The 25,367-nt window shown below is 62.7% G+C and carries 21 protein-coding genes; 13 read left to right on the forward strand and 8 right to left on the reverse strand.

Annotated elements, in window-relative coordinates; translation table 11 throughout:
- Positions 1-84: 84 nt before the first annotated feature.
- Genes MU848_RS13240 through MU848_RS13270 form a run of 7 tightly spaced genes read left to right on the forward strand, consistent with a single transcriptional unit; the run spans position 85 to position 7,530 of the window.
- The gene (locus MU848_RS13240) at positions 85-1,572 is read left to right on the forward strand and encodes an aspartate aminotransferase family protein (protein WP_247233048.1); all 1,488 of its coding nucleotides are present in this window, start codon (positions 85-87) and stop codon (positions 1,570-1,572) included.
- A complete protein-coding gene (locus tag MU848_RS13245) occupies positions 1,572-3,125 on the forward strand; it encodes an ArnT family glycosyltransferase (RefSeq protein ID WP_247233320.1) in 1,554 nt (517 codons plus the stop codon). Before MU848_RS13240 ends, MU848_RS13245 begins: the two co-directional genes overlap by 1 nt.
- Positions 3,118-4,107 carry a UbiA family prenyltransferase gene (locus MU848_RS13250; RefSeq protein ID WP_247233051.1) on the forward strand — a complete coding sequence of 330 codons (990 nt, stop codon included), beginning with the start codon at positions 3,118-3,120 and terminating at the stop codon, positions 4,105-4,107. Before MU848_RS13245 ends, MU848_RS13250 begins: the two co-directional genes overlap by 8 nt.
- Positions 4,104-4,745 carry an HAD family hydrolase gene (locus MU848_RS13255; protein WP_247233053.1) on the forward strand — a complete coding sequence of 214 codons (642 nt, stop codon included), beginning with the start codon at positions 4,104-4,106 and terminating at the stop codon, positions 4,743-4,745. The genes MU848_RS13250 and MU848_RS13255 overlap by 4 nt, the downstream gene beginning before the upstream one ends.
- Complete coding sequence (locus tag MU848_RS13260; RefSeq protein ID WP_247233055.1) at positions 4,738-5,109, forward strand: hypothetical protein; 372 nt, start codon at positions 4,738-4,740, stop codon at positions 5,107-5,109. Before MU848_RS13255 ends, MU848_RS13260 begins: the two co-directional genes overlap by 8 nt.
- The gene (locus MU848_RS13265; RefSeq protein WP_247233057.1) at positions 5,102-6,511 is read left to right on the forward strand and encodes a GMC family oxidoreductase; all 1,410 of its coding nucleotides are present in this window, start codon (positions 5,102-5,104) and stop codon (positions 6,509-6,511) included. The genes MU848_RS13260 and MU848_RS13265 overlap by 8 nt, the downstream gene beginning before the upstream one ends.
- The gene (locus MU848_RS13270; RefSeq protein WP_247233066.1) at positions 6,508-7,530 is read left to right on the forward strand and encodes an NAD-dependent epimerase/dehydratase family protein; all 1,023 of its coding nucleotides are present in this window, start codon (positions 6,508-6,510) and stop codon (positions 7,528-7,530) included. The genes MU848_RS13265 and MU848_RS13270 overlap by 4 nt, the downstream gene beginning before the upstream one ends.
- Here the strand turns inward: MU848_RS13270 and MU848_RS13275 are convergent.
- The 4 genes from MU848_RS13275 to MU848_RS13290 all read right to left on the reverse strand — a co-directional run bounded on the left by MU848_RS13275 (position 7,513) and on the right by MU848_RS13290 (position 12,662).
- Positions 7,513-8,520: a lysylphosphatidylglycerol synthase transmembrane domain-containing protein gene (locus MU848_RS13275; protein ID WP_247233068.1), complete on the reverse strand. Its 1,008-nt coding sequence runs from the start codon at positions 8,518-8,520 to the stop codon at positions 7,513-7,515. The genes MU848_RS13270 and MU848_RS13275 overlap by 18 nt on opposite strands.
- Positions 8,521-8,616: 96 nt before the next feature.
- Positions 8,617-10,254, reverse strand: coding sequence for an FAD-binding protein (locus MU848_RS13280; RefSeq protein WP_247233070.1), 1,638 nt, complete (start codon positions 10,252-10,254; stop codon positions 8,617-8,619).
- Positions 10,255-10,365: 111 nt separating this feature from the next.
- Positions 10,366-10,818, reverse strand: a complete 453-nt coding sequence (locus tag MU848_RS13285; protein WP_247233072.1) for a MaoC family dehydratase — start codon at positions 10,816-10,818, stop codon at positions 10,366-10,368.
- The gene (locus MU848_RS13290; RefSeq protein WP_247233074.1) at positions 10,818-12,662 is read right to left on the reverse strand and encodes an acetyl/propionyl/methylcrotonyl-CoA carboxylase subunit alpha; all 1,845 of its coding nucleotides are present in this window, start codon (positions 12,660-12,662) and stop codon (positions 10,818-10,820) included. Before MU848_RS13290 ends, MU848_RS13285 begins: the two co-directional genes overlap by 1 nt.
- A gap of 68 nt (positions 12,663-12,730) precedes the next feature.
- On the opposite strand from MU848_RS13290, the gene MU848_RS13295 reads away from it, so the two are divergent.
- Entirely contained in the window at positions 12,731-13,048 is a 318-nt protein-coding gene (locus MU848_RS13295) for a GIY-YIG nuclease family protein (RefSeq protein ID WP_247233076.1), read from the forward strand.
- A gap of 41 nt (positions 13,049-13,089) precedes the next feature.
- On the opposite strand, the gene MU848_RS13300 is transcribed toward MU848_RS13295, so the two are convergent.
- The gene (locus MU848_RS13300) at positions 13,090-14,691 is read right to left on the reverse strand and encodes a carboxyl transferase domain-containing protein (RefSeq protein ID WP_247233078.1); all 1,602 of its coding nucleotides are present in this window, start codon (positions 14,689-14,691) and stop codon (positions 13,090-13,092) included.
- Positions 14,688-15,836 carry an isovaleryl-CoA dehydrogenase gene (locus MU848_RS13305; RefSeq protein WP_247233080.1) on the reverse strand — a complete coding sequence of 383 codons (1,149 nt, stop codon included), beginning with the start codon at positions 15,834-15,836 and terminating at the stop codon, positions 14,688-14,690. Before MU848_RS13305 ends, MU848_RS13300 begins: the two co-directional genes overlap by 4 nt.
- A 129-nt stretch (positions 15,837-15,965) precedes the next feature.
- Between MU848_RS13305 and MU848_RS13310 the strand changes: the two genes are divergently transcribed.
- Entirely contained in the window at positions 15,966-16,859 is an 894-nt protein-coding gene (locus MU848_RS13310; protein ID WP_247233082.1) for a LysR family transcriptional regulator, read from the forward strand.
- A 6-nt stretch (positions 16,860-16,865) separates the two neighbouring features.
- Here the strand turns inward: MU848_RS13310 and MU848_RS13315 are convergent, their stop codons facing one another.
- Entirely contained in the window at positions 16,866-18,812 is a 1,947-nt protein-coding gene (locus MU848_RS13315; protein ID WP_247233084.1) for a cellulase family glycosylhydrolase, read from the reverse strand.
- Between the two features lie 340 nt (positions 18,813-19,152).
- Between MU848_RS13315 and MU848_RS13320 the strand changes: the two genes are divergently transcribed.
- The 3 genes from MU848_RS13320 to MU848_RS13330 all read left to right on the forward strand — a co-directional run bounded on the left by MU848_RS13320 (position 19,153) and on the right by MU848_RS13330 (position 23,661).
- Entirely contained in the window at positions 19,153-21,507 is a 2,355-nt protein-coding gene (locus tag MU848_RS13320) for a TonB-dependent receptor (protein ID WP_247233092.1), read from the forward strand.
- Positions 21,508-21,664: 157 nt separating this feature from the next.
- A complete protein-coding gene (locus MU848_RS13325) occupies positions 21,665-21,940 on the forward strand; it encodes a hypothetical protein (protein ID WP_247233099.1) in 276 nt (91 codons plus the stop codon).
- Entirely contained in the window at positions 21,940-23,661 is a 1,722-nt protein-coding gene (locus MU848_RS13330) for a PAS domain-containing protein (RefSeq protein WP_247233322.1), read from the forward strand. The genes MU848_RS13325 and MU848_RS13330 overlap by 1 nt, the downstream gene beginning before the upstream one ends.
- 84 nt (positions 23,662-23,745) lie before the next feature.
- Here the strand turns inward: MU848_RS13330 and MU848_RS13335 are convergent, their stop codons facing one another.
- Positions 23,746-24,477, reverse strand: coding sequence for an arylsulfatase (locus tag MU848_RS13335; protein ID WP_247233106.1), 732 nt, complete (start codon positions 24,475-24,477; stop codon positions 23,746-23,748).
- 33 nt (positions 24,478-24,510) lie between these two features.
- Between MU848_RS13335 and MU848_RS13340 the strand changes: the two genes are divergently transcribed.
- Positions 24,511-25,353: an SDR family NAD(P)-dependent oxidoreductase gene (locus tag MU848_RS13340; RefSeq protein ID WP_247233108.1), complete on the forward strand. Its 843-nt coding sequence runs from the start codon at positions 24,511-24,513 to the stop codon at positions 25,351-25,353.
- Positions 25,354-25,367 lie beyond the last annotated feature (14 nt).

The raw sequence follows: 25,367 nt of genomic DNA on the forward strand, positions 1-25,367 counted from the left end.
TATATAAATCCATGGATTCCCGCGTCTCTCCAGCGTCCATAAAGATTGTCCCATCGGCATCGTTCGGCGGGAGAATCGGTCAAAATGGCAACCCAGTTCAAACAGGAAATCCTGCCCGCTGCCTTTGATCAGCCGGCGATCCTGACACTTGAACAATCGCTGTCGCTGGAAGTAAGCGAAGCCAACCGCCTCTATGCCCGGCACCTCAACCGGCATCTGCTGGGACTTTATGGCATATTGGGCCTCGATGACCTCGACGTGCGGGCAGCGCAGGGCATAGTGCTGCACCTGGCCGATGGACGGGAGGTTCTGGATTTTTCGACCGGCATGGGTGCGGCGGGCCTCGGCCATAATCACCCCCGCATCGTCGCCGCCGAACAGCTGTGCCATGCCCGACAGGTGCTCGACATCATCAAGCTCGCCCCCCACAAACTGCAGGCGGCCTTGGCCTATAATCTGGCGCAAATCCTGCCCGATCCTCTGGACACCAGCTTCTTTTCGACGTCAGGCGCCGAAGCCAACGAAGCGGCAATGAAACTGGCAGAGCGCATCCAGACGCCAAAGGGTAAACGGAAATTCCTCTGCATGCGCGGTGCCTTTCACGGGAAGACGCATGGCGCACTGTCGCTGACGACCGCAACCAATGTCCATACCGGTTTCCTGCTGGGTGTGCCCAAGGAGAATCTTATCTATATCCCGTACGGCGACATCGACGCGATGCACCGGGCGATCGCGGATGAAAGCGGCGCAAACGGCAACAGCATCATCGCGGCCATCATCGAACCGATCCGTGGCACGGCCTGCGAGGTCCCCCCGGCCGGATATCTCAAGCAATTCGCCCAGCTTTGCCGCGACAATGACATATTGTCGATCTTCGACGAGGTGAAGGTCGGTTGCGGAAGGACTGGCCGTTTCTGCGCCTTCATGCACGAAGATGTGGTGCCGGACATGGTGACCCTTGCCAAGACCTTGGGCGGCGGAAAGCGGGCGATCGGCGCGATGGTGACTTCGCGCGCCCTGTTCGAACAGGCCTATGGCAATCGCAACGACTGCAACCTGCACAGCTCCACCTTCAGCGGGATCGGTGAAAGCTGCGCGGTCGCGATCGAGACGCTCAACACACTCTATGAAGACGGGTTGATCGACAATGCGCGGGAAATGGGGGATTATCTGGAGGCAAGGCTGGAAGCGTTGCACATCAAATATCCGCGCACCCTCCTGGAAGTGCGCGGCCGGGGACTGTTCCGCGCCATCCGGCTCAATTTCCGTGAAGACTTGGCGGCAAAGCTGGTCGACGTGTCCAACAATCCCCTGTTCCTCACCTATCAGTCCGTGCTGATCGGCGCGCTCGCCCGGCAGCTTTTCGACCGGCACGGCGTCCTGGTGCATTTCCAGCCCGGCGCGCGGGACATGCTGCACTTCATGCCGCCCTTCACCGTCACCAAGGCAGAAATAGATCGGCTGGTGGATGGGCTAGACGATATCTTCGATCGCGGCATTCCGGACTCGGTGCTCCATTTCGTCGCCGGAAATGTGAAGCGCATCCTGGCTGGCTTCCGGGCAAAGCCGTGATGTATCCATTCCAACCCGACGAGGCTCTGGCTCGTGCCCGGTCCGGCATTGTGCTGGACGGGATCAGCGCGGGCGGCCTGCCGCTCCTCGCGCTTCTGCTGTTCCTGCTGGTGACGCACCACGGCATCGGCATCTGGCCGGACAGCACCCGCTACATGAGCCTGTCGAGCCAGCCTTGGGACGCACCGCTTTATCCTGCCTTGTTGCAACTGGTGGCCATGCCCGGCATCGACATCGTCAGTGGCGCCTGGGGCATCGGGCTGGTGCTGGCGCCGCTCAACGCCTTTCTCGCCTGGTATCTGATACGGACAGCAAGCGGCAGTCCAGCGGCGGCGGCCCTGGGCACCGCGATCATCATCATCGCGCCGCAGACGGTGACGCTGCATGGCCTCGCCATGTCGGAGCCGCTGTTCCTTACCACCATCTATGGCACGCTGATCGCGCTTGCCCGCTATCTGCGCGATGCGGACGGACGCTGGCTGATCATGGCGGGGATCGGCATTGGCCTTGCCTCTCTGACACGCTTCACCGGCCCGGCGCTCGGCGCGGCGATCGCATTGTTCCTGCTGATCGATCCACGCCAGCCTTTGCCGGGCAGGTTCGCCAACATCCTCCGCATCCTCCTGCCATCGGCGTTCATATTCTTTGGATGGGTTGCGCTGGGCGAAGCGGTGAATGGCAGGTCGACCGGCCGTCCGCTGGAATGGCTGGGCAACATGACGGTGGCCGATTGGTGGCTGAGCTTCCACGCGATGACCGCCTGGCTCTTGCCGGACGATGTTCCAGGACCAGCGCGTGGCGCCGTGTTCCTCCTGGCGCTCGGTGCGGGCCTCACCGCCGTGGCCCTTCATGGCCGCCGCGCGCTCGGGCGGACAGGTGGCGCGGATGTGTCCCTGCTCGCCGTGCCCCTGGCCTTGTTCTTCTTCACCTATCTCGCCTTCATGGTGCTCGCGACATCGATAGAGGCCAATCTCCACATGAACGGCCGCTATGCCTATCCGATCTATTGCACCAGCGTCATGGCGACAGCGATCACGGTGGCGCAGCTGGACCGCGCATCCACGGCAGCACGCCTGCTGCGCTTCATCCTGATCGGCATTGGCTGCATGATGCTGGTCAGTCATGCCGTCCGCACGACTGTCCGCACCAACAATGATTATCACAAGGGCGTGGGCTATGCGGCGCTGGACTGGGTCCGGTCCCCCACGATCGCGGCGGTCGCGCGCTTGCCGCGGGACGCTGTCATCTACTCCAACGGCCCCGATGTCATCGGCTATCTGCTGCGCCGTCCGGCGCGCGACATTCCCATGCACATCAGCCTGCGCATCGGCCGGGAGGACGCGCAGTTCCCCTATGCCAGGCAACTGGCGTCAGCCAGCGCCGCGCTGGCGCGCGGCAATGCCTATGTCGTCTTCCTGAACGGGATCGACTTCCGCTTTTACATGGCGTCGGAGCGCGAGCTTGCCGATCGCCTTAACCTGGTACGCGCCGCCAAGCTGGAGGACGGCGCCATTTATCGACGCGCGTGGGGCAAGGAGGGCAACAATGAGTGAGGAAGCCATGACGGTCAGTCCAGTTCAGGCTCCACATGGCCGGTGGCGCGATTATGTCGCCATCGCCCGGCTGGACCATATGACGAAGCATGTGTTCATCCTCCCGGGGATCGTGCTGGCCTATGTGCTCCGGGATCCGGCACAGGACCCGCGCCTTGTCACGCTGCTGCTGGGCCTGATCAGCGCCGTGGCGATCGCTTCGGCCAATTATGTGATCAATGAATGGCTGGATCGCGACTTCGACGCCTTTCACCCGCTCAAGTCCGCTCGTACCGCGGTTCAAAGCAGCTTGTCGGCGCCGATCGTCTATGCCGAATATCTGCTGCTGGTCATCGTGGGTCTGTCGCTTGCGGTACAGTTGGGGGCGCTGTTCGCCTGGACTTCGGCGGCCTTCGTTCTGTCGGGCCTCATCTACAATGTGCCGCCGGTGCGTACCAAGGACCGCGTCTATCTGGATGTGATCAGCGAGAGCATCAACAATCCCATCCGCCTGATGCTGGGCTGGACGATGATCGAACCTTACAGCCGCGCGCCCGCGACGCTGCTGCTCGCCTATTGGATGGGTGGCGCGTTCCTGATGGCGGCAAAGCGGCTGGCCGAATATCGCGACATCAGCGAGACGGGCGGGGCTGATCTGCTGGCGCGCTATCGCCGGTCCTTCGCCAGCTACAATGCGGAAAATCTGGCAGTCTCCTGCATGCTTTATGCCATGCTGTCCGCATTCTTCGTTGCTGCGTTCCTGATCCGCTACCGGCAGGAATATATATTCGCCCTGCCGTTCATCGCCGTCCTGTTCGCCAGCTATTTCTGGCTGGCAATGCGGCGGGATTCGGTTGCGTCCCGCCCCGAACGGCTGTTCCGGTCGCGCCGCTTGATGATGGCGTCCTTCATCGTCATCGCCGCCCTTGCGGGCCTTTCCTTCATCGACATCCCGTCGATCAGTGACCTGTCCTCCCCCAGCCATGTCTATGCCCGCCCGTGAAGACTGCCGTTCCCTGGGACAGGTTCGACCTGATCGTGTTCGACATGGACGGCACCTTGTACGACCAGCCGCGCCTGCGGCGGCGCATGGCCGGGCTGCTCGCGCGGGAGGCCATTCGCAGCCGCAGCCTGCATGTGATGCGCACGCTGTCGGCCTATCGCAGGAAGCGCGAAGCCATGGGCGAGATCATGGCGAGCGACTTCGCCGACGCGCAATATGCCTTGCCCGGCCATCAGCCGGACAGGGTGCGCGCCATCGTCGCCGACTGGATGGAGCAGCGCCCCCTGCCCTTGTTGCGCGACTGCCGCACGCCGGGAGCGGGATCGCTGTTCGCGCGACTGGCGGAGCGCCATGTGCTGGCGGTCTTTTCCGACTATCGGCCCGAAGGAAAGCTGACCGCCCTGGGCCTGTCGGCGCATTTGTGCGTGACAGCGGAGGATGTCGGCCGCCTGAAGCCCGACCCGGCGGGCCTGCTATGGCTGATTAACCAGGCGAAGACGGTGCCCGCCCGCACCTTGATGATCGGCGACCGCGATGACCGGGACGGGGAAGCGGCGCGGCGGATCGGCGTGCGGTCCCTGATCCGTGGCCGGGACTTCCGTCATTTTCGTGAACCCATGTTCCGCCATGATGCCTGATGCCCGTTCCGCCATTCGCGCGCTCGTCGAGGCAGTCGCGCGGCGGGAGAGAGGCGATGCCGCGCAACCGGACGTGGCGCTCCGGTTCGTCATGGACAGCCTTGCTGGCATGCCCGGCTATCTCCGTCCGCCCATCCATCTGGCGACGCTTGCCTTCGACGCCTGGCCGATCGTCTCGCGGGGCCGCCCGTTCCACCGCCTGGGCCACGAAGCCCGGCTGCGGCAGATCGATGCGTGGGAGCGATCCGTCCTTGGGCCGTGCCGCATGCTCATGACCCTCTATGTCAGCCTGACGCTGTTCGGACTGTGGCCCGACGATGAGGAGGAGAAGAGCGGACAGCAGGAGAACAGGCGCTATGGCTGACCGGCTTCGCGTCGATGTAGCGGTACTTGGTTCGGGCCCCGGCGGATCAGTCACCGCAGCGCTATGCGCCGAGGCAGGCTTCCAGACGCTGCTGCTGGAGGAAGGGCCCGACCTCCCGCTGGACGCATGCAGGCATTTTTCCGGCGAAGAGATCGTGCGCAAATATCGCAACAGGGGCCTCAGCCTCGCCTTCGGCAAGCCATCGATCAGCTATATGGAAGGATGCTGCGTCGGGGGCGGGAGCGAGGTCAATCGCGGGCTCTACCATCGCACGCCCGCCTATGTGCTGGACCGGTGGGCGCGCGAGTATCAGGTCGATGCGCTGACGCCCGACGCGCTTGCGCCGCATTTCGACGCCTGCGAGGCGAGAGCCAGGGTTGCGGGCCTCCCAGGACGAGCGCCCCCTTTGTCGCAGCGGCTGGGCGATGGCGGCGCGGCCCTTGGATGGGACAGCATGCAGGCGCCCCGGCTGTTCGACTATGCCAGCGGACGAAAGCAGTCGATGAGCGAAACCTTCATCCCGCAATTCCGCCGTGCAGGCGGCGAGGTGATGGCAGGCACGCGGGCGCTGCGCATCGCCCGCGCCAACCGGCGATGGCGGGTCAGCGCGGTCCGCGACGGGCGCGCGCTGGAGATAGAGGCCGATGGCCTGTTCGTCGCGTGCGGAGCGGTCCAGACGCCTGCGCTGCTGCGCCGGTCCGGCATTCGACACAATGTCGGGAACAGCCTGCGCTTTCATCCGATGCTGAAGGCGGTTGCCCTGTTCAGCGACGCGGTGAACCGGCCCGGCGATCCCGATCCCGTCCATCAGATCAAGGCATTCGAGCCGCGCTTCGGCATTGGCTGCTCGATCAGTTCGCCCGCCCTCCTCGCGCTCGCGCTGGCGGGCAACCCGGCGATGCGCGCCCACATTGCGCAGGCTTCGGATCGGATGGGGCTTTATTATGTCCAGAATGGCAGCGGCCATGCGCGGGTCAGGTGCCTGCCGGGCGTGCGCGATCCGATCGTGTCGGTGGCGCATGAGAGCAATGAGCTGGAGGCGCTGTATGACGGGCTCCGCCATCTGCTGAGCGCCCTGTTCGCCGCCGGGGCAGAGGCGGTTCAGCCCTGCCTGCCGGGCCTTCCCATGCTGCGATCGGCTGCTGAAATCGACGCGCTCCCGGCAAGCCTGCCCCGCAAGTCGGCATCGCTCTCTTCGGTGCATGTCTTCGCATCCTGCCCGATGGGAGGCAATCAGCGGATCACCGCGACCGACAGCTGGGGACGGGTGCATGGCGGGGACGGGTTGCGCATCGCCGACGCGTCATTGATGTGCGGCCCGACCATCGCCAATCCGCAAGGATCGGTCATGGCCATCGCCCATCGCAACGCACTTCATGCGATCGAAAGGCGGTTCGCTTGACCACGCACCTCGTGACCGGCGGATCGGGCTTCATCGGCTCCCGCGTCGCCTTACGCCTGCATCAGGCCGGGGATAAGGTGCGCGTGCTGGATATCGTCCGCGATCCCGGACTGCCGCCGGACATCGAATTTCGTCAGGGCAGCGTCTGCGATCGTGCCACCGTTGCCCGCGCAATGCGGGGCGTGGACGTGCTGCATCATCATGCCGCCCTGGTTGCGCAGTCCAACGCCGGCAGCCGCTATCAGCAGGTCAATGTCGATGGGTCACGCATCGTCGCGCAAGAGGCTGTCCGGGCCGGGACAAGCGCATTCGTGCATGTGAGCAGCACCGCCATCTTCGGCTTGCCCCCCAAAGGCGCGATCACTGGCGCGACTATGCCCCGCCCGTTCGAACCTTATGGCCGGTCGAAATTGGCGGCAGAACGCATCGTGTCGGACATTTGCGGCGCGGCGGGCATAGCGCTCACCATCATTCGGCCGCGCGCCACCTTGGGCAAAGGCCGGCTCGGCATCTACCAGATCCTCTTTCAATGGATCGCGGAAGGGCGGCGGCTGTTCATCATCGGCGACGGATCGAACCGGATGCAGTTCATCCATGCCGACGATCTGGTCGATTTCATCCTGCTGGTCCTCGCCCGGGGGCAGCCAGGCACTTATAATGTGGGAACCAACCGCTTCGGCACCTTGCGGCACGATCTTGAAGGATTAATCGCCCATGCTGGCAGCCCGTCGCGCATCGTCGGCCTACCGGCCGCGCCCGCCATGGCCGCGCTGGGCCTGCTTCGCCGGATGCGGCTCTCGCCGCTCGTCCCATGGCAATATCGGACCTATCATCGCGACTGCTGGTTCGATACCGCGCCGCTTGAAGAGCTTGGCTGGACAGCCCGCTATTCGAATGCGGACATGCTGGCGGAAAGCTATGACTGGTTTCGCACGCACCGCGTTGCCGAACGCGGCGCCTCCGCGCATCGGTCGGCCGTCGATCAACATATGATCGGACTGCTACGCCGTCTTTCCTGACCCGCTGAGCGGCAGCCACAGGATCGCGAACAACGCCGTCGGTGCCCACAGCAGAAGATGCGCCAGCAGCAGGACCGCGGCGGCAAATCCCGGCTCCACGCCACTGCGCGAAAATATCTCCAGCCCGAACAGTTCGAACGTGCCGAAATGGCCCGGCAAACCGGGAAACAAGGTGCCAAGCGTGCTGCCGACGAAGGCGGCCACCGGCGCCGCCCACCGCTCCATAGCGCCGTTCAGGCTGATCCACGCGCCCATCATGACCATCGCTTCCAGCAGCCAGCAGAGGAGCGACATGGCCGTCAGACCGGCCAGCAGCCGCAGCGACCGCAGCATCTGGAAACAACCGATGGCGGACACCAGCCATGCCAGCCATTTGTGGCGCATGCTGCCCGCCTTTTCCGCCATGCGGCTCGCGATCAGCACCAGCAATCCAGCCACGCCGCAAACAAGGATCAGCAGCATCAGGCAGACAAGCCAGTCGCCCGCAACGTGCCATGCGAAGATGCCAAGGCCCAGCAGCAGAAGCGTGAACAGGTCGAAAAAGCGTTCTACCATCATCGCCCCAAGCACGGTTCCAGACCGCAGCCCCATGTTCCGCTGGAACCAGAGCAGGCGGAACACATCCCCTGCGCGCAAGGGCAGCAGGTCGCTGATCCCGAAGCTGGCGATGAACGGACCAGGCACCCTGGCCCAGGGCAAGCTTTGCCCGGACGCCCGCATCAGCAACAGCCAGAAGCGGGCCGCGCGTAGCAGGAAGTCGGCGGCGTAAGCGGCAAGCGCGATCGACAGCGGGAGGATGGACGCCCGGCCGGCGGCCGCGAGGGCGGGGCCCAGATCCACTTGCCGCAGGAAGAGCCAGAGAAATGCAACGCCGATAGCGACGTGCAGGACAAGGCGAACCGGTGCCCGCCGCCCTTCCCGAGCGCACCAATCGCCAAGCGCCAGAAGCTGTGAACCCGTCTGATTCCACCAGGTCGTATCGGATGCCATCCAACCGTGATAGTTGACGGGTCCGCGTATGTCTTTGGCGCGAAAGTCTTACCCAAAAGGTTTCGGCTTCTCCTGATCGCGCCTTTTTGAGAAGGCTTACCCGGCCTTTACGGCGGCATGCTTCCCGGCGATCCAGGCAAATACCATGGATGGCCCCAGCGTCGCGCCCGCGCCCGGATAGGTCCGGCCCATCACTGGCGCGGCGCAGTTGCCAGCGGCGTAAAGTCCTTCGATCACGCTGCCATCCGCGCGAAGGACCCGCGCATGTTCGTCCGCCATCAACCCGCCCTTGGTGCTGAGATCGCCCGGATAGAAGCGGGTGGCGTAAAATGGTGCTTTGTCGATCGCGCCGAAGGAGGGATTGGGCCGGTTGTTGGGATCGCCATAATATTGATCATAGACATTGTCGCCACGGCCGAAATCTTCGTCGACGCCCTTTTGCGCCATGGCGTTTACGCGTTGCACCGTCCGGTTCAATCCATCCGCGTCGATGCCGCATTTCTCCGCCAGTTCGCCAAGCGTCGGCGCCTTGATGAAGAAGCCGCTCTTCAAAAATTCGCCGTTCACTCCCGGAGGGGTGGAGCCGAAGAAATAGCGGCTACGATAGCGGTTGTCGAAGATGAGCCAGCTTGGAACCGCGCTGACGCTCTTGTCACGGTCCAGCATGGCGCGGCCCGCATTCACATAGGACGCCGCTTCGTTCGTGTAGCGCTGGCCGGACGCATCGACGATGATCGATCCGGGCAAGGTGCGCTCCCAGATTCCGGCATTGATGGTGCCATCGGGCAGGATCGATACCGGATACCAGGTGGCCGCGTCCATCAGCGCGAGATCGGCGCCAGCCTGTGCCCCGATCTGCTGGCCATCGCCCGTGTCGTCGGGGCTGGCCGGGCTCCATCGGCCGTCCACTTCCTGAAACTGCCTGCGATAGCTGCTATTCTTTGCGAAGCCGCCGGTGGCGAGCAACACGCCGTGCGGGGCCATTAACCGTTGTTCGGCAGGCCCTTCGCCCGCGACCACGCCCACGACCCGGTCGCCATCCTTGATCAGCGATTTGATCGGCGTATCAAGCAGGACCGGTATTCCCAGCCTTTGGACGATCGCCATTAGCTGCGCGACCAGCGTCGGGCCCATCGAAAGGGGTTCGCGCCCGCGCACCCGCCAGGCCAGCGTCCGCCCCATCATGCGCATGGCGGCGGAAAAGGACTTGAACGACCGCAGCATGGTGGGAACCTGGGGGGCGTCATCCGTGCTCATCACCATCGACGGCATGCCGGACGTGCGCATGGTCTTGAGCCAGCCCGCCAGTTTCTTCCCGTCGAAGCTCACTCCCTCCAGCGTGCGGCCGACGCGCGCGCCCGGCTGATCCTGGTGATAGTCGGGGTATCGCGGCGCCCGGCGCCAGCCCAGCCCCTGTGCTTCCAGGCCCCGGACCATGTCCGGACCGGCATTGAGATAAGCGGTCTTGCGTTCGCGGCTGCTGGCCGGGCCCACATCGCCGATGGTTGCTTCCATATAGGCGAGCGCGGCGTCGAAACTGTCTTCGATCCCGTCCCGCTGCATCAGGTGGTTGTTGGGAATCCAGACGCCGCCGCCCGAAAGAGCGCTGGTGCCGCCCCAGCAGGACGCCTTTTCGATGATGATCGGGTTGAGGCCGTTGAGCTTGGCGGAAATCGCACCCGCAAGGCCGCCGGCGCCCGTCCCCACCACGATAAAATCCGCTTTCGCCATCATCGAACGCCTTGCTCCTTTTCGCGACCTACCGCTGTTAATCGCACTCTCGCGATCGATTCTGGCAGTCCCCTAACGTAAGGGCCTTTCGCGATGCAAGGAAATGGCGCAATGTCAGCTATTGCTGCCCTTGATCAAGGTCATTCGCAGGCATTGGCACACGATTTCGTCACGCTGGTTGATCATGCGGTGCGCGAAGGTGACAATTCCAGCGCCCGGACGGGACTTGCTGGCTTTTAGCTCCAGCACCTCGGTTTCCGCGCGGAGCGTGTCGCCGATGAAGACCGGCTTTGGCATGACGAGCTTGTCATAGCCAAGGTTCGCGATCAGCGTGCCAAGCGTCGTGTCGCCAACCGTCAGGCCGATCATCAGCGCAAAGGTGAAGGTGCCGTTGACCAGGATCTGGCCGAACTCGCTCGCCTTCGCCGCCTCCACGTCGATGTGCAGCGGCTGCGGATTATGCGTCATCGTCGAAAAGAGGAGGTTGTCCGTCTCCGTCACAGTGCGGCGGATTTCATGGCGCAGCGTCTCGCCCACCTGCCACTGGTCGAAAAACTTGCCCGCCATCAGGCCGCATCCCCCTTCTCTATCTTCACCAGCAGCGCGCCCTCGCTCACCTGTCCGCCTTCGCTGGCGTTGAGCTGCGCGATCGTGCCGTCGAAAGGCGCGACGAGGCTATGTTCCATCTTCATCGCTTCGAGCGTCAAGAGCTTCTGCCCCTTGGTAACCGACTCCCCCGCCGCGACGGCGACGGCGATGATGCGCCCGGGCATCGGCGAAAGGATCGCGCCGTCCGCCGCGTCCGCCCCCGCCGCTCCATCGGCGCGCCATGGCGCGAGACGCCAGACCTGCCCGCCCTCCGCCACCAGCACATCGTCTGCGCCCTCGCCCCCCTGACACGGATCATAGGTGATCGTCACCGCCTCCCCATCCAGCAGGAACATGCCTTCGCGCCGCACCGGGGCGTTGAGGCGAAAGCCAGTAAGGTCGCCACCCCGCGTCAAGCTTGCGGCGGCATCCGCCAGCGCTTCCTCGCTTGGCCGGGCGGGCGGCATCAGCGCCTCGCCCGCACGCTCGATCAGCCCGGTGTCCAGCCGGGCGGCAACGAAATCGGGATGCTCCAGCGCCTTCACGAGAAAAGCGGCATTGGTCTTGAGCGGCCAGACCGCGCTTTCATCCAGCGCCTGCGCCAGCGCCGATCGGGCGGCATCGCGGGTCGCACCATGCGCAATGACCTTGGCGATCATCGGGTCGTAGAAAGGCGAAATTTCCGCGCCCTGCTCCACACCGGTATCGACGCGCACGTTCCGGTCGCTGAGCTCAAAGACGTCCAGCCTGCCGATAGAGGGCAGGAACCCCTTGGCCGGGTCCTCCGCATAGAGGCGCGCCTCCATCGCCCAGCCGTTGATCGACAGTTCCTCCTGGCTCTTCGGCAGCTTTTCTCCGCAAGCGACCCGAAGCTGCCATTCGACCAAATCCTGGCCCGTGATCGCTTCGGTAACGGGGTGCTCGACCTGCAACCGCGTGTTCATCTCCATGAACCAGATGCGGTCGGCCTTCAGACCTTCCGAACCATCGGCGATGAATTCGATCGTGCCCGCGCCGACATAATCGACGGCCTTGGCCGCATTCACCGCCGCCCGGCAGACCGCCGCGCGCGTCTCCGCACCCATCCTAGGCGCAGGCGCTTCCTCGATCACCTTCTGGTGACGGCGCTGGAGCGAGCAGTCGCGTTCGAACAGATGGACGACATTGCCATGAACGTCGCCGAATATCTGCACCTCGATATGGCGCGGGTTGGTGATCCATTTTTCCAGCAGCACGGCGTCATTGCCGAAGCTCGACGCCGCCTCGCGCTGGCAGGAGAGCAGCGCGTCGGCAAAGTCTGCGGCGCTGTCGACCTTGCGCATGCCCTTGCCGCCGCCGCCCGCGACTGCCTTGATGAGGACGGGATAGCCGATCGCGTCGGCCTCTTGCCTCAGCCGCTCTGGGGACTGATCGTCGCCCAGATAGCCGGGCGTGGTCGGCACTCCGGCATCCTCCATCAGCGTCTTGGCCGCGTCCTTCAGCCCCATGGCGGTGATGGAGGACGGATTGGGCCCGACCCAGATCAGTCCCGCATCAATGACGGCCTGCGCGAACGCGGCATTTTCCGAAAGGAAGCCATAGCCGGGGTGGATTGCTTCCGCGCCGGTTTGCCTGGCCGCGGCGATGATCCTTTCGCCAACCAGATAGGATTCCCGAACCGGCGACGGCCCGATATGCACCGCCTCGTCGGCGAAGCGAACGTGCAGCGCTTCCGCGTCAGCGTCTGAATAGACCGCGACGGTGCGGATGCCCAGCCGCCGCGCGGTGCGGATGATCCGGCAAGCGATTTCGCCGCGATTGGCGATGAGAATAGACTGGATCACACGGATTTCCCAACTTCGTCATGCTGAACTTGTTTCAGCATCCATTTGGCGGCAGGCCCAGGGCCGTCATGGAAAAGCAGCCTTGCGTCTACATTCTCAGCAGCACGCCCTATGGGACGATCTATATAGGCGTCACCTCCAACCTGATTTCCCGGCTGCACCAGCATCGTGGCAACGCTCTTCCCGGCTTCACCGCGCGCTATGCGGTGCATCGGCTGGTCCGATTCGAGATGTTCGGCGACATGGAACGCGCGATCCTGCGCGAGAAGCAGCTGAAGCGATGGCACCGCCAGTGGAAGATCAATCTGATCGAAAGCGACAACCCGCATTGGGCGGACCTTGCGCCGTCGCTCGGGCTTCCTCCGCTGCGGCCCGATGGATGCTGAAACACGTTCAGCATGACGATAATGAGTAAACATACCTTCCTTCACATCCTGAAGATGCCGAACTGCGGCCGCTGAGCGATCGGCGCGTTCAGCGTCGCGGCGAAGGCGAGGCCCAGTACGTCGCGGGTCTGCGCGGGGTCGATGATGCCATCATCCCACAGGCGCGCGGTGGCATAATATGGATTGCCTTCCTGCTCATATTTTTCGCGGATCGGCGTCTTGAAGGCTTCGGCTTGCTCGGGCGACCATTTGGCCGCATCGCGATGCACGGTGGCGAGCACCGATGCTGCCTGTTCGCCGCCCATCACCGAAATGCGCGCATTCGGCCAGGTGAAGAGGAAGCGCGGCTGATAGGCTCGGCCGCACATGCCGTAATTGCCCGCGCCGAAGCTGCCGCCGATCAGCAGCGTGATCTTGGGCACCTGCGCCGTCGCGACAGCCGTCACCAGCTTCGCGCCATTCTTGGCAATCCCCTCCGCCTCATATTTGCCGCCGACCATGAAGCCGGAGATATTCTGGAGGAAGAGCAGCGGAATGCGCCGCTGACAGGCAAGCTCGATGAAATGCGCGCCCTTGACCGCGCTCTCGCTGAACAGCACGCCATTATTGGCGAGGATCGCGACCGGCATGCCCCAGATATGCGCAAAGCCGCAGACGAGCGTGGTGCCGTACAGCGCCTTGAATTCATGAAATTCGCTGCCGTCGACGATCCGCGCAATCACCTCGCGCACGTCATAGGGCGCGCGGACATCCTGGGGCACGATGCCGTAGAGATCGCGCGGATCATATTTGGGCGGCTTCACGTCGCGCAGATTGACGCCGGGCTCCAGGTCCGGCTGAAGCGTCGAGACGATGTCGCGCACGATCGAAAGCGCATGGTCGTCATTGTCCGCGACATGATCCACCACGCCGGACTTGCGGCCATGCAGATCGCCGCCGCCCAGATCCTCGGCCGAAATGACTTCGCCCGTCGCCGCCTGCACCAGCGGAGGCCCGGCCAGGAAGATCGTCCCCTGATTGCGCACGATCACCGTTTCGTCGGACATGGCGGGGACATAGGCGCCGCCCGCGGTGCAGCTTCCCATGACGCAGGCGATTTGCGGGATGCCGCGCGCCGACAGGTTCGCCTGATTGTAGAAGATGCGGCCGAAATGCTCCTTGTCGGGGAAAACTTCCGCCTGGTTGGGCAGATTCGCGCCGCCACTGTCGACCAGATAAATGCAGGGCAGCCGGTTTTCTAGCGCGATCTCCTGCGCGCGCAGATGCTTCTTGACGGTCAAGGGATAATAGGTGCCTCCCTTCACCGTCGCATCGTTGCAGACGATCATCACCTGACGGCCGGACACCCGGCCGATGCCCGTAATGATGCCCGCGCCGGGCACTTCGTCATGATAGAGGCCGTTGGCGGCAAGCTGGCATATTTCCAGAAAGGGCGATCCCGGATCGAGCAGCCGTTCGACCCGATCGCGCGGCAGCAGCTTGCCGCGCGCCACATGTTTGGCACGGGCATTTTCCGAACCACCCAAGCCAGCGGCGGCGACCATCTCGCGCAGTTGCTCGGCCAGCGCGCGATTATGCGCGGCGTTCGCACGAAAGCCCTCTCCTGCCCGCGAAAGCTTCGTGTCCAGAACCGGCGCGCTCATGCCCCGATCAACTCCCGGCCGATCAGCATCCGGCGGATTTCATTGGTCCCCGCGCCGATATCCAGCAGCTTGGCGTCGCGCATGTAGCGTTCGACCGGCCAATCCTTGGTATAGCCCGCCCCGCCCAGCGCCTGCACCGCTTCCAGCGCGGTCTTCATCGCATTTTCCGACGCCAGCAGGATCGCGCCCGCCGCATCGAAACGCGTCGTCCTGCCCGCGTCGCATGCCTTCGCCACGGCATAGACATAGGCCCGGGCGCTGTTGAGCGCGACATACATGTCCGCAATCTTCGCCTGCATCAGCTGGAACGCGCCGATCGGCTTTCCGAACTGCCTGCGCTCCCGGACATAGGGCAGCACGACGTCTAGGCAGGCCTGCATGATGCCGAGCTGGATGCCCGACAGCACGGTGCGCTCATAATCGAGCCCCGACATCAGCACACCCGCGCCGCCGTTCAACGGGCCCATGATATTCTCTTCCGGGACTTCGCAATCCTCGAAAACCAGTTCCGATGTGGGCGATCCGCGCATGCCCACCTTCGCGATCTTCTGCCCGATCGAAAAGCCCTTCATCCCCTTTTCGACGATGAAGGTGGTGATGCCCTTCGATCCTTCGCCGGTCTTGGCATAGACGATCAGCGTATCGGCATAAGCCGCGTTGGTGATCCAGAATTTGGTGCCGTTGAGAATGTAGCGATCGCCCTTCTTCTGCGCCTTCAGCTTCATCGACACCACGTCGGAGCCAGCGCCCGCTTCCGACATGGCAAGGCTGCCGACATGCTCGCCAGAGATCAGCTTGGGCAGATATCTGGCCTTTTGCTCTTCATTGCCCCAACGGCGCAGTTGGTTGACGCAAAGGTTGGAATGCGCGCCATAGGACAGGCCGATGGAGGCCGATGCCCGAGCCACCTCTTCCTGTGCAACGACATGCTCCAGATAGCCCAGGCCAAGGCCGCCATACGCCTCCTCCACGGTGATGCCGTGCAGGCCCAGATCGCCCATCGCGGTCCATAGTTCGTCGCGGGGAAACCAGTCCTTCTCATCGATCTCCGCCGCGAGCGGGGCGATCCTGTCAGCGGCAAAGCGGGCGGCGCTTTCCCGGATCATGTCGGCATTGTCGCCCAGGGCGAAATCGAAATCGGTCATGGAAAACTCTCCTGCCACCATGCCTTATCATCCCTTTGCTCAGGCGATAAATTGAAGTTTCGCCATCCACGCTATTAACGCTATCTATAATGATCAGACTCGATCCAAGGTCCACGCTCCATATCCCCGATGCTTGACCGCTATCTCCTCCGCTATTTTCTGGCCGTCGTGGATCAGGGCAATTTCTCGCGCGCCGCCGCGCATTGCAATGTGTCGCAACCCACGCTGTCGGTCGGGATCGCGAAATTGGAACGCACCCTCGGGACGCCGTTGTTCGTGCGGACCAACCAGCGCGTCGAACTGACCGAAGCGGGGAGCCGTTTCCTCGTCCATGCGCGCAGAATAGAGCGGGAATTCAACCTCGCCATTGGTTCGATGAGCCCGACCGATCATCCACCATCCCTGCGGCTGGGCGTTCTGGGCAGCGTGCCGAGCGTACTTGTGGCGCAGGCCGTCGCGGCGGCGCGGCCAATGAAGCATTACCGCTTCGAACTGATCTTCGGCAGCGAACGGGAACTGACCAGCCATTTGGCGAAAGGTCGGATCGACATAGCATTGACCCTGGTCCAGCGCGGCGGCGAACGGTTCCTGGAAAAGCCGGTCTGCACCGAAGGCTATGCCCTGGCCATGCCCGCCGATCACCCCTTGGCCGGGCAAGAAAGCATCGCGGCAGAGGAACTGGCCAATGAGGTGATGATCGTTCGCCGTCATTGCGAGGCGCTGTCCGACACCAGCCGCCATTTCACCGAACGGGGCGTGCGGCCGCATTTCGCTTTACGGTCCACTGATGACGATCGCGTCCTGAACCTGATCGCCGCAGGCCTGGGCATCACCGTGATGCCGCTCTGTTACCGGCGGGACGGGGTCGCCCGCCCCCTCCTCGCAGGGTTCGACCTCAAGCGCACTGTGGGGTGGGCTGCATCGGCGGAGGCGGAGCATCTGCTCAATGCGCCGCCTCCCCTGTTCCTGGCCATCGAACAACGGCTGGCCGATCGCGGGACGGGATTTCCCGGCCCCATATAAGCTGCCTTATTTCGGCAGCGCCGCCAGCGCCTTTTCGATCCGGTCGAGCGCGGCGTCGGTCAAGATTTCCGGCATGGCAGGCTGAAGCGCGCGCAGCCGCGTCTGGGGAAACAGTCCTTGCTGAGAAGAGGTCGACAGGCCCGGAGCCTCCCGGTCGAGGATGGCGCGGGCACGCGGATCGGCGAGCAGGTCGCTGGTGAGGGACTCGGTGCTGAGCCGGTCTGCCGCCTGAACCTTGACCGGCCCCGCCACGACCTTCAGCGTGGCAAGCTCCGCCTCGATCTGCTTCATCTTCGCCTCGTTCAGCGTATTGCTGTCGAACTGCTGGACGCTGGCGAGCGTCATCTTCTCCCACCCATGGACATGGCTCATCCCCGCGAGCATGCCCGGCACCTGCCGGTCGAGCAGCGCCCGCCCGCCCGGTGTCACGACGATATGGCCCAGAAGGGAATTGCGCGTGAGCGGACCCGCCGGGATCGGCGGCAGCGCGCGCAAGGCGGCCTCGCTCCGGTCCGGCTCGCCCTTGCCCGCCGGAAGCGGCGGCAATTCCCCGACGCGGCTGAGCGTGACCGTCACGTCCCTGGCGCCCCGCGCATTCGCTATCCGCAGGACCGGCGCGTTCTTTGCCGAACGGACCGTGCCGCCGCTTACCGTGACAGTGTAGCCGCCCGGATAGTTGACCGCCGGGATGCGGATCATGGTCTCGCCCTTCGCCGCGCCACCACCGGGCGGTGCAGAGGTATAATGATACCGCATCACGCCCTTCGCGCCGTCGAAGCTCATCGTCACCGGCGTACCCGCCGTCGCCTCTGCATAGGGGCGCGCATAGGCGCGCAGCAGGGCGACGCGATTGCCATTGCCCCGATCAGGCAGCTTGGGATCGACCAGAGCCTCGAACGCGCCCCGCGTCCAGGCAAGCCAGGATATGTGGCGCATGTCGAAGTCGGCGGCCTGTCCCGCTATCTCGGCCGGATCGTTGCTGAAGCCCCACTCGGTATTGATGATCGCCGCCTTCTCCTGTTGAGCATGGGCCAGCGCGCCATCGTTCACCCGGTCGCGTATTTCTTTGACCGGGCCATAATTGTGGAATGAAAAGCCGCGCGTCCCCTGCGCGGCGGCAAAGGGCGTGTTGATCGGCGTGCCGAGAGCCCCCTGGAGCATGAAGGGCTCGACAAAGACGATCATCCTTGGCGCAGCTTCATTGATCGCCCGCGACGCCTTTTCGTAAAAGGGTTTCAGCAGTTCCTGTTCCAACTCCGGGCAGTTCGCCTTGGCCGGATCAGGCTGCGCACATCTGCTTCCAGTCGCTGGTTCATTCATGACATCGATGCCAATCACCGCCGGATCGTCCCGGAACCGCCGCGCCACCGCTGCCAGTCCCTCTACATAAAGATCCTGGACACCCTTCCCCGTGCCGGGAACCGGATGGTTCTTCCAGAAATTGTCGAAGGAACGCTGTACCGCAGGATCCTTGAAATAGCCCATCGGGAAATTCATGCCGGGGATACGCTGATGACCGTCAGCAAAAACCGCCCAATCCGGCATGCCCCGTACGCCAACCAGCGCAGAATATTGATCCTGATGGAAATCGATGAGGGTGTAGATCCCCGCTTCCTTGTACGCCGCCACGGTTTTCGCGATGCGCTCCATATAGGCTGTGTCGATGACGCCGGGTTGCGGCATCAAACCCGACAGGAAGATGACGAGCCGCACGCCGTTGAAGCCCTGTTCCGCCATGCGGGAGGCCGTCTCCGCACTCCATCGCTGTTCATCGGAACCGCCAGCCCGGAATTCGGGAAGCGTGACATTGCCACCATGGATCATGATCGTGCGGCCAGTCTGATCCACGAACCAGCGGCCTTGCTGAGCGATGCGCTGCTCGGCTGGTGCGGCAAGAGCGGTGCTTGCCATGCACATGGCGACGGTCACCAGCAACGATTGGGGCATGTTCATGATCCTGGCCTCTTCTCAAACGATCTCTCATTATTCGAACGATTATGTACTAATAGCAAGTCCGTGATCGAGCCTTAGCGCATTACCGAGCTTCCCTTCCGATCCTTCCTCCGCCGACCCGCCAGGCGACCCCGCGGTTTGCAAATGGTCATATCAGCAGCGCTAATATGCAGTATTGATGGGATAAACCGTCAAATCCTCTGACCATCTGTTGCATATAAAGCACGGTTTCGTTCGAAAAATTGCTGTCAGATGCTGAACCGGATTGCGGCTTGGCGGCGCCGCGGCTAGCGGCGGCACCATTCGCGGGACCTAATCCCTGAACCTTGGAAAGGATGACATGAAAAAGGCGAATACCCTCGCTGCGTTGTTGTGCAGCGCCGCTCTGATCGCACCGGCAGCTGCTTTGGCACAGGATGCCGCCGGCAGCGAAGGCAATGACGTAAACGAGATCGTCGTCACCGCAACGCGTGAGGCGCGCTCGCTCCAGTCGGTGCCGATGACCGTCAACGTCGCGACCGGCGAGCAGCTCCAGAAGTTCAACATCTTCGATGCCAAGGACGTGCAGCAGCTCGCGCCGGGCCTTGAACTCACCAACACCTCAGGCCGCAACAACACGACGACCCTGCGCGGCGTGACCTTCGATCCCGACCAGGGCACCAGCCCGGCGGTGCAGGTCTATTACAACGAAATTCCGACCGACGCGCAGACCGTCTATACCGCCCTGTATGACATTCAGCAGATCGAAGTGCTGCGTGGGCCGCAGGGCCTGCTGCGCGGCCTGTCCGCCCCGGCCGGCTCCATCACCATTGCAACGCGCCGCCCGAACTTCGACGAGATCGAAGGCTATGCACAGGCGACCGCGACGTCGCGCGCTGGCTACAACGTCCAGGCAGGCGTTTCGCTGCCGTTCAACGACACGCTTGCGATCCGCGTTGCTGGCCTCGTCGATGGCAACCGCCTGAACAATGTGCGCAACATCACGCGCGACGAACGCTCGCGCAGCCGCACCGAAAGCGCGCGCGTGACCTTGGGCTGGCGTCCGAGCAGCGATTTCACCGCTTATCTGAGCTATCAATATCTGTTCGCCGACAATCTTCAAAACCAGCAGGTTGTCGGTTCTGGCGCTCTGGCCGATGGCTTCAACAGGTCGGGTCCGGCGCTCGACGCTTCGGACTATGCCGCAGTCTCGGACGGCCGCTTCCGCAACCAGAATGAGAGCCACATCGTTAACCTGGCATTCGACTATGATCTCGGTCCGGCAACCCTGTCGTTCGTCGGAGCTCATCAGTACAGCAGGCTGACGGCTGAGCGCGATCTCGACGCGGGCAACGCCATCCCGGATTATGTGTACGCATCCACGGTCCGCTCGCCTTACAAGGTGGACTCGGCTGAAGTTCGTCTTGCCTCCAACAACAAGGAAGGCTTCGGTTGGGGCGTAGGCGCATTCTACACGAAGCAGACTGGCACCGTTGTCACCAATCAGCGCGCAGATCAGTTCTTCGCTCCTCTCCCGATCGCATTTGGCGCCTATGTGCCGATCGATACCCTGGTACTCACCCCCGTGGATACCCAGACTTGGTCATTTAACGGCAACCTGCGGTATCGTTCGAACGGCTTCTCGATCGAAGGCGGCCTTCGTTATTCGATCCTCAAGAATGTCCAGACCACCGACATCTTCGTATCGTCTCCTGGCAATCCGGCGATCGGTGCGCCCGCATTCGTGCTTCCGCCGCAGCAAGGCGTCCCGGCCGACCTGCAGCGGTTCACCAACAAGCCGCTGACCGGCGGTGTGACGGTTTCCTACGAGTTTAACCCGCGGCTCAATGCCTATTTCGCTTATGGGCATTCCTACCGCGCCGGTAGCACGGGCGTGGCGGTTCCACTGGGTGTGAGCCGGGACCTGATCCGTACGCAGCCCGAAAAGACCGACTCCTTTGAAGTTGGCCTGAAGGGCAAGTTGCTGGACAACCGCGTGAACTTCACTGTGGCGGCTTTCTACCAGACGCTGGAAAATTACCTCAACCGCTTCACCGGCATCTATTATGAGTCGGCGGCAGCCAGCCCGCCGACGGGTGGCTTCGATTTCAACTATAATGGCGATGCAAAGATCAAGGGCGTGGAAGCGTCGATCGATGGCCGCGTCAACGATAACTGGGACCTCGGTGTAAGCGCTTCCTATGTCCGTGCACGCTACGATAATGCTGTCGTGCCCTGCAATGACTATGCCGGTACTGGTTCGCCGAACCAGGATGCAACTTCTCCCGCTGTCACGGGCCCCGGCAATGTAAGCTATTGCGAGACCAATGGACGGTTGTCGCAGACGCCGGACTTCAACCTGACGGCCAATACGGAAATTCGTTTCCCGATGGGTCAGGTCACCCCGTTTGTACGGGCCTTGGTCAACTATCGTCCTGGTTTCTACGCTGATCAGGTCGATTACGACTATCGCTCGCGCACCCTGCTGAACATCTTCGCGGGCTTCCGGACTGAAGACGATCGCTTTGAACTCACCGCTTTCGCTAAGAATGTGCTGAATCAGAAGCGGATCACCAATATCAACCTGGGGACCACGCAGTTCAACACCGGCATCCCCGGCTCGCCAGTGCCCGGTTTGCCGTATGAATCCGGCTATCGCACCGCGAACGTCACCAATCCGCGTGAGTTCGGTTTGACCGGAATGTTCCGCTTCTGATTTCGACGTGACGGTTATCCGGAATGGGGGGCCAGCAGATATCTGCTGGCCCCTTTTTCATTTTAGGTCGTATCGACCGCTCAAGTGTCAGCTGAATAATGCCGTCAATATGGGACTCATACTGGTGAACTCGTCATCAACGCGCAGAAATATGCATATGGCGGGGCACCAAGGCCGATTTTGGTTGTTCTGGAGCAGCACCGCGCCCGATTCCGGCTTATTGTCGCTGACAAAGGGAAAGGATGTGGGCAACAGGCAGGGATTTGGATTGCGTAGGTTGAATGCCATGGTCAAACGGCTGTCAGGGGTGATCGAGGATGATGACAACCGGCCGGGTCTGCGCGTCATCTTTTCCGCACCGGTTGATCCAACGCAGAACCTCAGCCATTCTTTAACACTGGTGCGTGCAGATATGGCGAGCGAGATCGAGTGATGGAGGAAGACAAGGCAGCCACCGGCACCCCATCGCGCGGCGAAATGGATACGCCGCACGACAATATATTGGGCAGCCAAAGCGGGCAGCATCACTGGAAGCAAAGCGTCATCACCAACCCGTCGCTGGACGAACGTGGCAGCGTCTTCTTCGCCGCGATCGAGATGACCCGCATGCCAATGATCCTGACCGATCCGGCGCAGGACGACAATCCGATCGTTTTTGCAAACAATGCCTTTCTCGATCTCACCGGCTATGACCTCGATGAGGTGGTCGGCCGCAACTGCCGGTTCCTGCAGGGCGCTCAGACCGACCGTGAAGTAGTGCGGCAATTGCGTGAGGCCGTCGCGGCCCGTCACGCCATCAGCATCGAGATATTGAATTATCGGCGCGACGGCTCCCCCTTTTGGAACGGCGTCTTCATCGGGCCGGTCTATGACGAGGATGGCAAGCTTCTCTACTTCTTCGCCAGTCAGCTCGACGTCACCGCGCGCAGGGAGGCTGAGGCCACCCGCTTCCAATCGCAGAAGATGGAATCCATCGGACAGCTGACGGCTGGGCTTGCCCATGATTTCAACAATCTGCTTCAGGTCCTCGGCGGCAGCCTCGACATGATGGCCGCGCGGCGGGACGATGATCGGACGTTCAGGCGCTATCATGCCGCTGCCACGCAGGCGGCCGAGCGGGGGACGAAGCTGACCGCTCAGCTCCTGTCCTTTGCCCGTCGCAGCCGCCTGGAACCAAGGCGGATCGAACTGACCGGCCTCATCAGTTCCATTGCTGAACTGCTGGATTCAACGGTGGGGTCGCGTGCCGACCTGCAACTGAACCTGCGGCGGCGGCTGCCTGAGATCGAGGCCGATCCCAATCATCTGGAAATGGCCCTCATCAACGTCATCGTCAACGCGCGCGACGCGGTGGCCACCGGCGGCGTGATTACGGTCTCCACCGGCACGGAAACGGTGGACGCAGAACATCCCGTGCCTGGCCTCGATCATGGCCAATATGTCGTGATGCGGGTGGATGATGACGGCACCGGCATGTCCCAAGACACGCTGCAACGCGCGATCGAACCCTTTTTCACGACCAAGCCGAAGGGAGCAGGTACAGGGTTGGGCCTCGCCACCGCGCACGGCTTTGCGCAGCAGTCGCGGGGGGCGCTGAAGATCGATAGCGTCGAGGGACAGGGCACATCGGTCCGCTTCTTCTTCCCCATCCCTGTCGATGATGATCGGCAGATGGCTTTGGAACCCGACACCGGGGGCTTCCGGCCTGATGAGGTCGATCGGCAGAGCAGCAAGACGATCCTCGTCGTCGAAGACGAGCCGATGATCGCAGATATTGCCGAAGCGACCTTGCGGGAGGCGGGCTATCATGTCCGGGTCGCCCATGATTATGACCAGGGACTGGCTGCCTTCGAGGAACTAACGGCAAATGGCGGCGTCGCCCTCGTCTTCTCCGATGTTGTGATGCCGGGAACCCACAATGGCCTCGCCCTCGCGCAGGAGGTCAGGGCGCGCGCGCCTGAAGTGCCCGTACTGCTTACGACCGGCTATAATGACGAGATGGCTCTTCAGGGACCGCAGCCCGAAGCGCTAGACGTGCTTGGCAAACCATATCGTCGCAGCGAATTGGTCGCCCGCGTCCAGGCGGCTATCAGGCGTGGCGGGCGGGATCACCAGTCTCACCAGACATCCGACTTCGGGCACGCGCAAGGATGACGCGGACCTCGGAATGAACGAGGACTTGGACTAACCTACCTGAACCTTCTTGACGCGAGCTTGGTAACGGCGCTCCTCGGCCATTCAGTTAACAGGATCGGGTCCCGTGTGCCGCTCTGCCTCCTCGATCAAGCGCCGTATCTTGCGCACCGCCATGTGCGGCGTCGTCAATATTGGTTCAGATCGCAGCGTTCTCACGAGAGGGGCTGCGCGCGCCATGGAGAATTGCCCGACGACGATCACATCGACTGGTGGCAATGTAGCGGCTGCGGCGGCGCTTAAGGCGTCATGCCGATCGCCGTCACCTGCTTGGAGAGCCTCCAGCGCTCCGGCCGCGACCGCCGGTACGACAGTCGGATGCGCCTGACCCATCGCATCAGCCATGGCGTTGATCTCGGCCACCAGCGGCGCCACGGATCCCTGAAATGTGAGCAGCAGGCCAATGCGGCCGCCCTCCGGCTTGTCGCGGCAAAGGCTCAGGGCTTCGTCGAAAGCACCTTCATTGGGTGTAATGACTGGGATGTCGAGATCCGCCTTCACCTTTTCAATTGCAGGACGAAAGGCTGAACAGGTGAACAATATGCCTTGGGTCGGCGCACGCCCATCACTGCTCGCGGCCGCATAGCGGCCGAGCGTCAAAAATCTTTCGTGGATATCGTCGGTGATCTCCCCGAGCGCCGCATAATCACCCGCGAGCGAGTCATCGATCAGATTATGGGCGATGGCTTCCGGCCACTCTTCGCGAATTGCGTCCATCGCAGGCCCTGGTGATTGGGCAAGAGCGCTGATGAGCATGACGCGCGGTGGCTGGGGCATTGCACTCTCCGCAATTAAAGTTGTCATTGCGCCATGGCGCTGCCATCCCCGTTCCGCAAGTGGGAAGGAAGGGGTTGGATGCTAAGGCTGGATAATAAAATCGCCATCGTCACGGGTTGCGGCTCTTTTGCGCCGGGTTGGGGCAATGGAAAGGCGATAGCCGTTCTGCTCGCGCGCCAGGGCGCAACAGTGCTGGGCGTCGATCTTGATCTGGACGCAGCCGCCGAGACTTGCGAGATCGTCAAAAGCGAAGGCCATGTCATGCACGTGGCAAGCTGCGACGTGACAAACGGAGAGCAGGTACAGGCGCTCGTTGACGATTGCGTCGGCCGCTTTGGCCGCCTTGACGTGCTGATCAACAATGTTGGCCGCTCGGAGCCTGGAAATCCCGAGACGATGGACGAAGCCGTCTGGCGCCGCCAACTTGACCTCAATCTGACGAGCGCTTTCTTGACCAGCAAGGCCGCGCTGCCGGTGATGGCAAGCCAGGGCGCGGGCGCCATCGTCAATATCTCCTCTATCGCTGGACAACGCTGGGTCGGCAAAGACCAGGTTGCCTATGCCGCTGCCAAAGCGGGCTTGATCCACTTCACCAAGGTTACCGCAGTTTCCTATGCCGCCAAGGGTGTGCGAATGAACTGCGTCGTTCCCGGACTGATGATGACGCCGATCGTTCAGCGGCTGGCGGACAAATATAATGCAGGCGACTATGAAGGAATGGTCGCTCGCCGTAACGCGCAAGTTCCCATGGCGCGGATGGGCGACGCTTGGGATGTAGCGCATGCCGCCCTCTTTCTGGCCTCTGACGAGGCGAACTACATCACTGGCACAGAATTGGTCGTTGATGGAGGAATTACAGCCTTCACTGGCGCTTGAGAAACGCGACTGTC

The organism is Sphingobium agri, from assembly GCF_023051225.1.
GTDB classification, from domain to species: Bacteria; Pseudomonadota; Alphaproteobacteria; order Sphingomonadales; family Sphingomonadaceae; genus Sphingobium; species Sphingobium agri.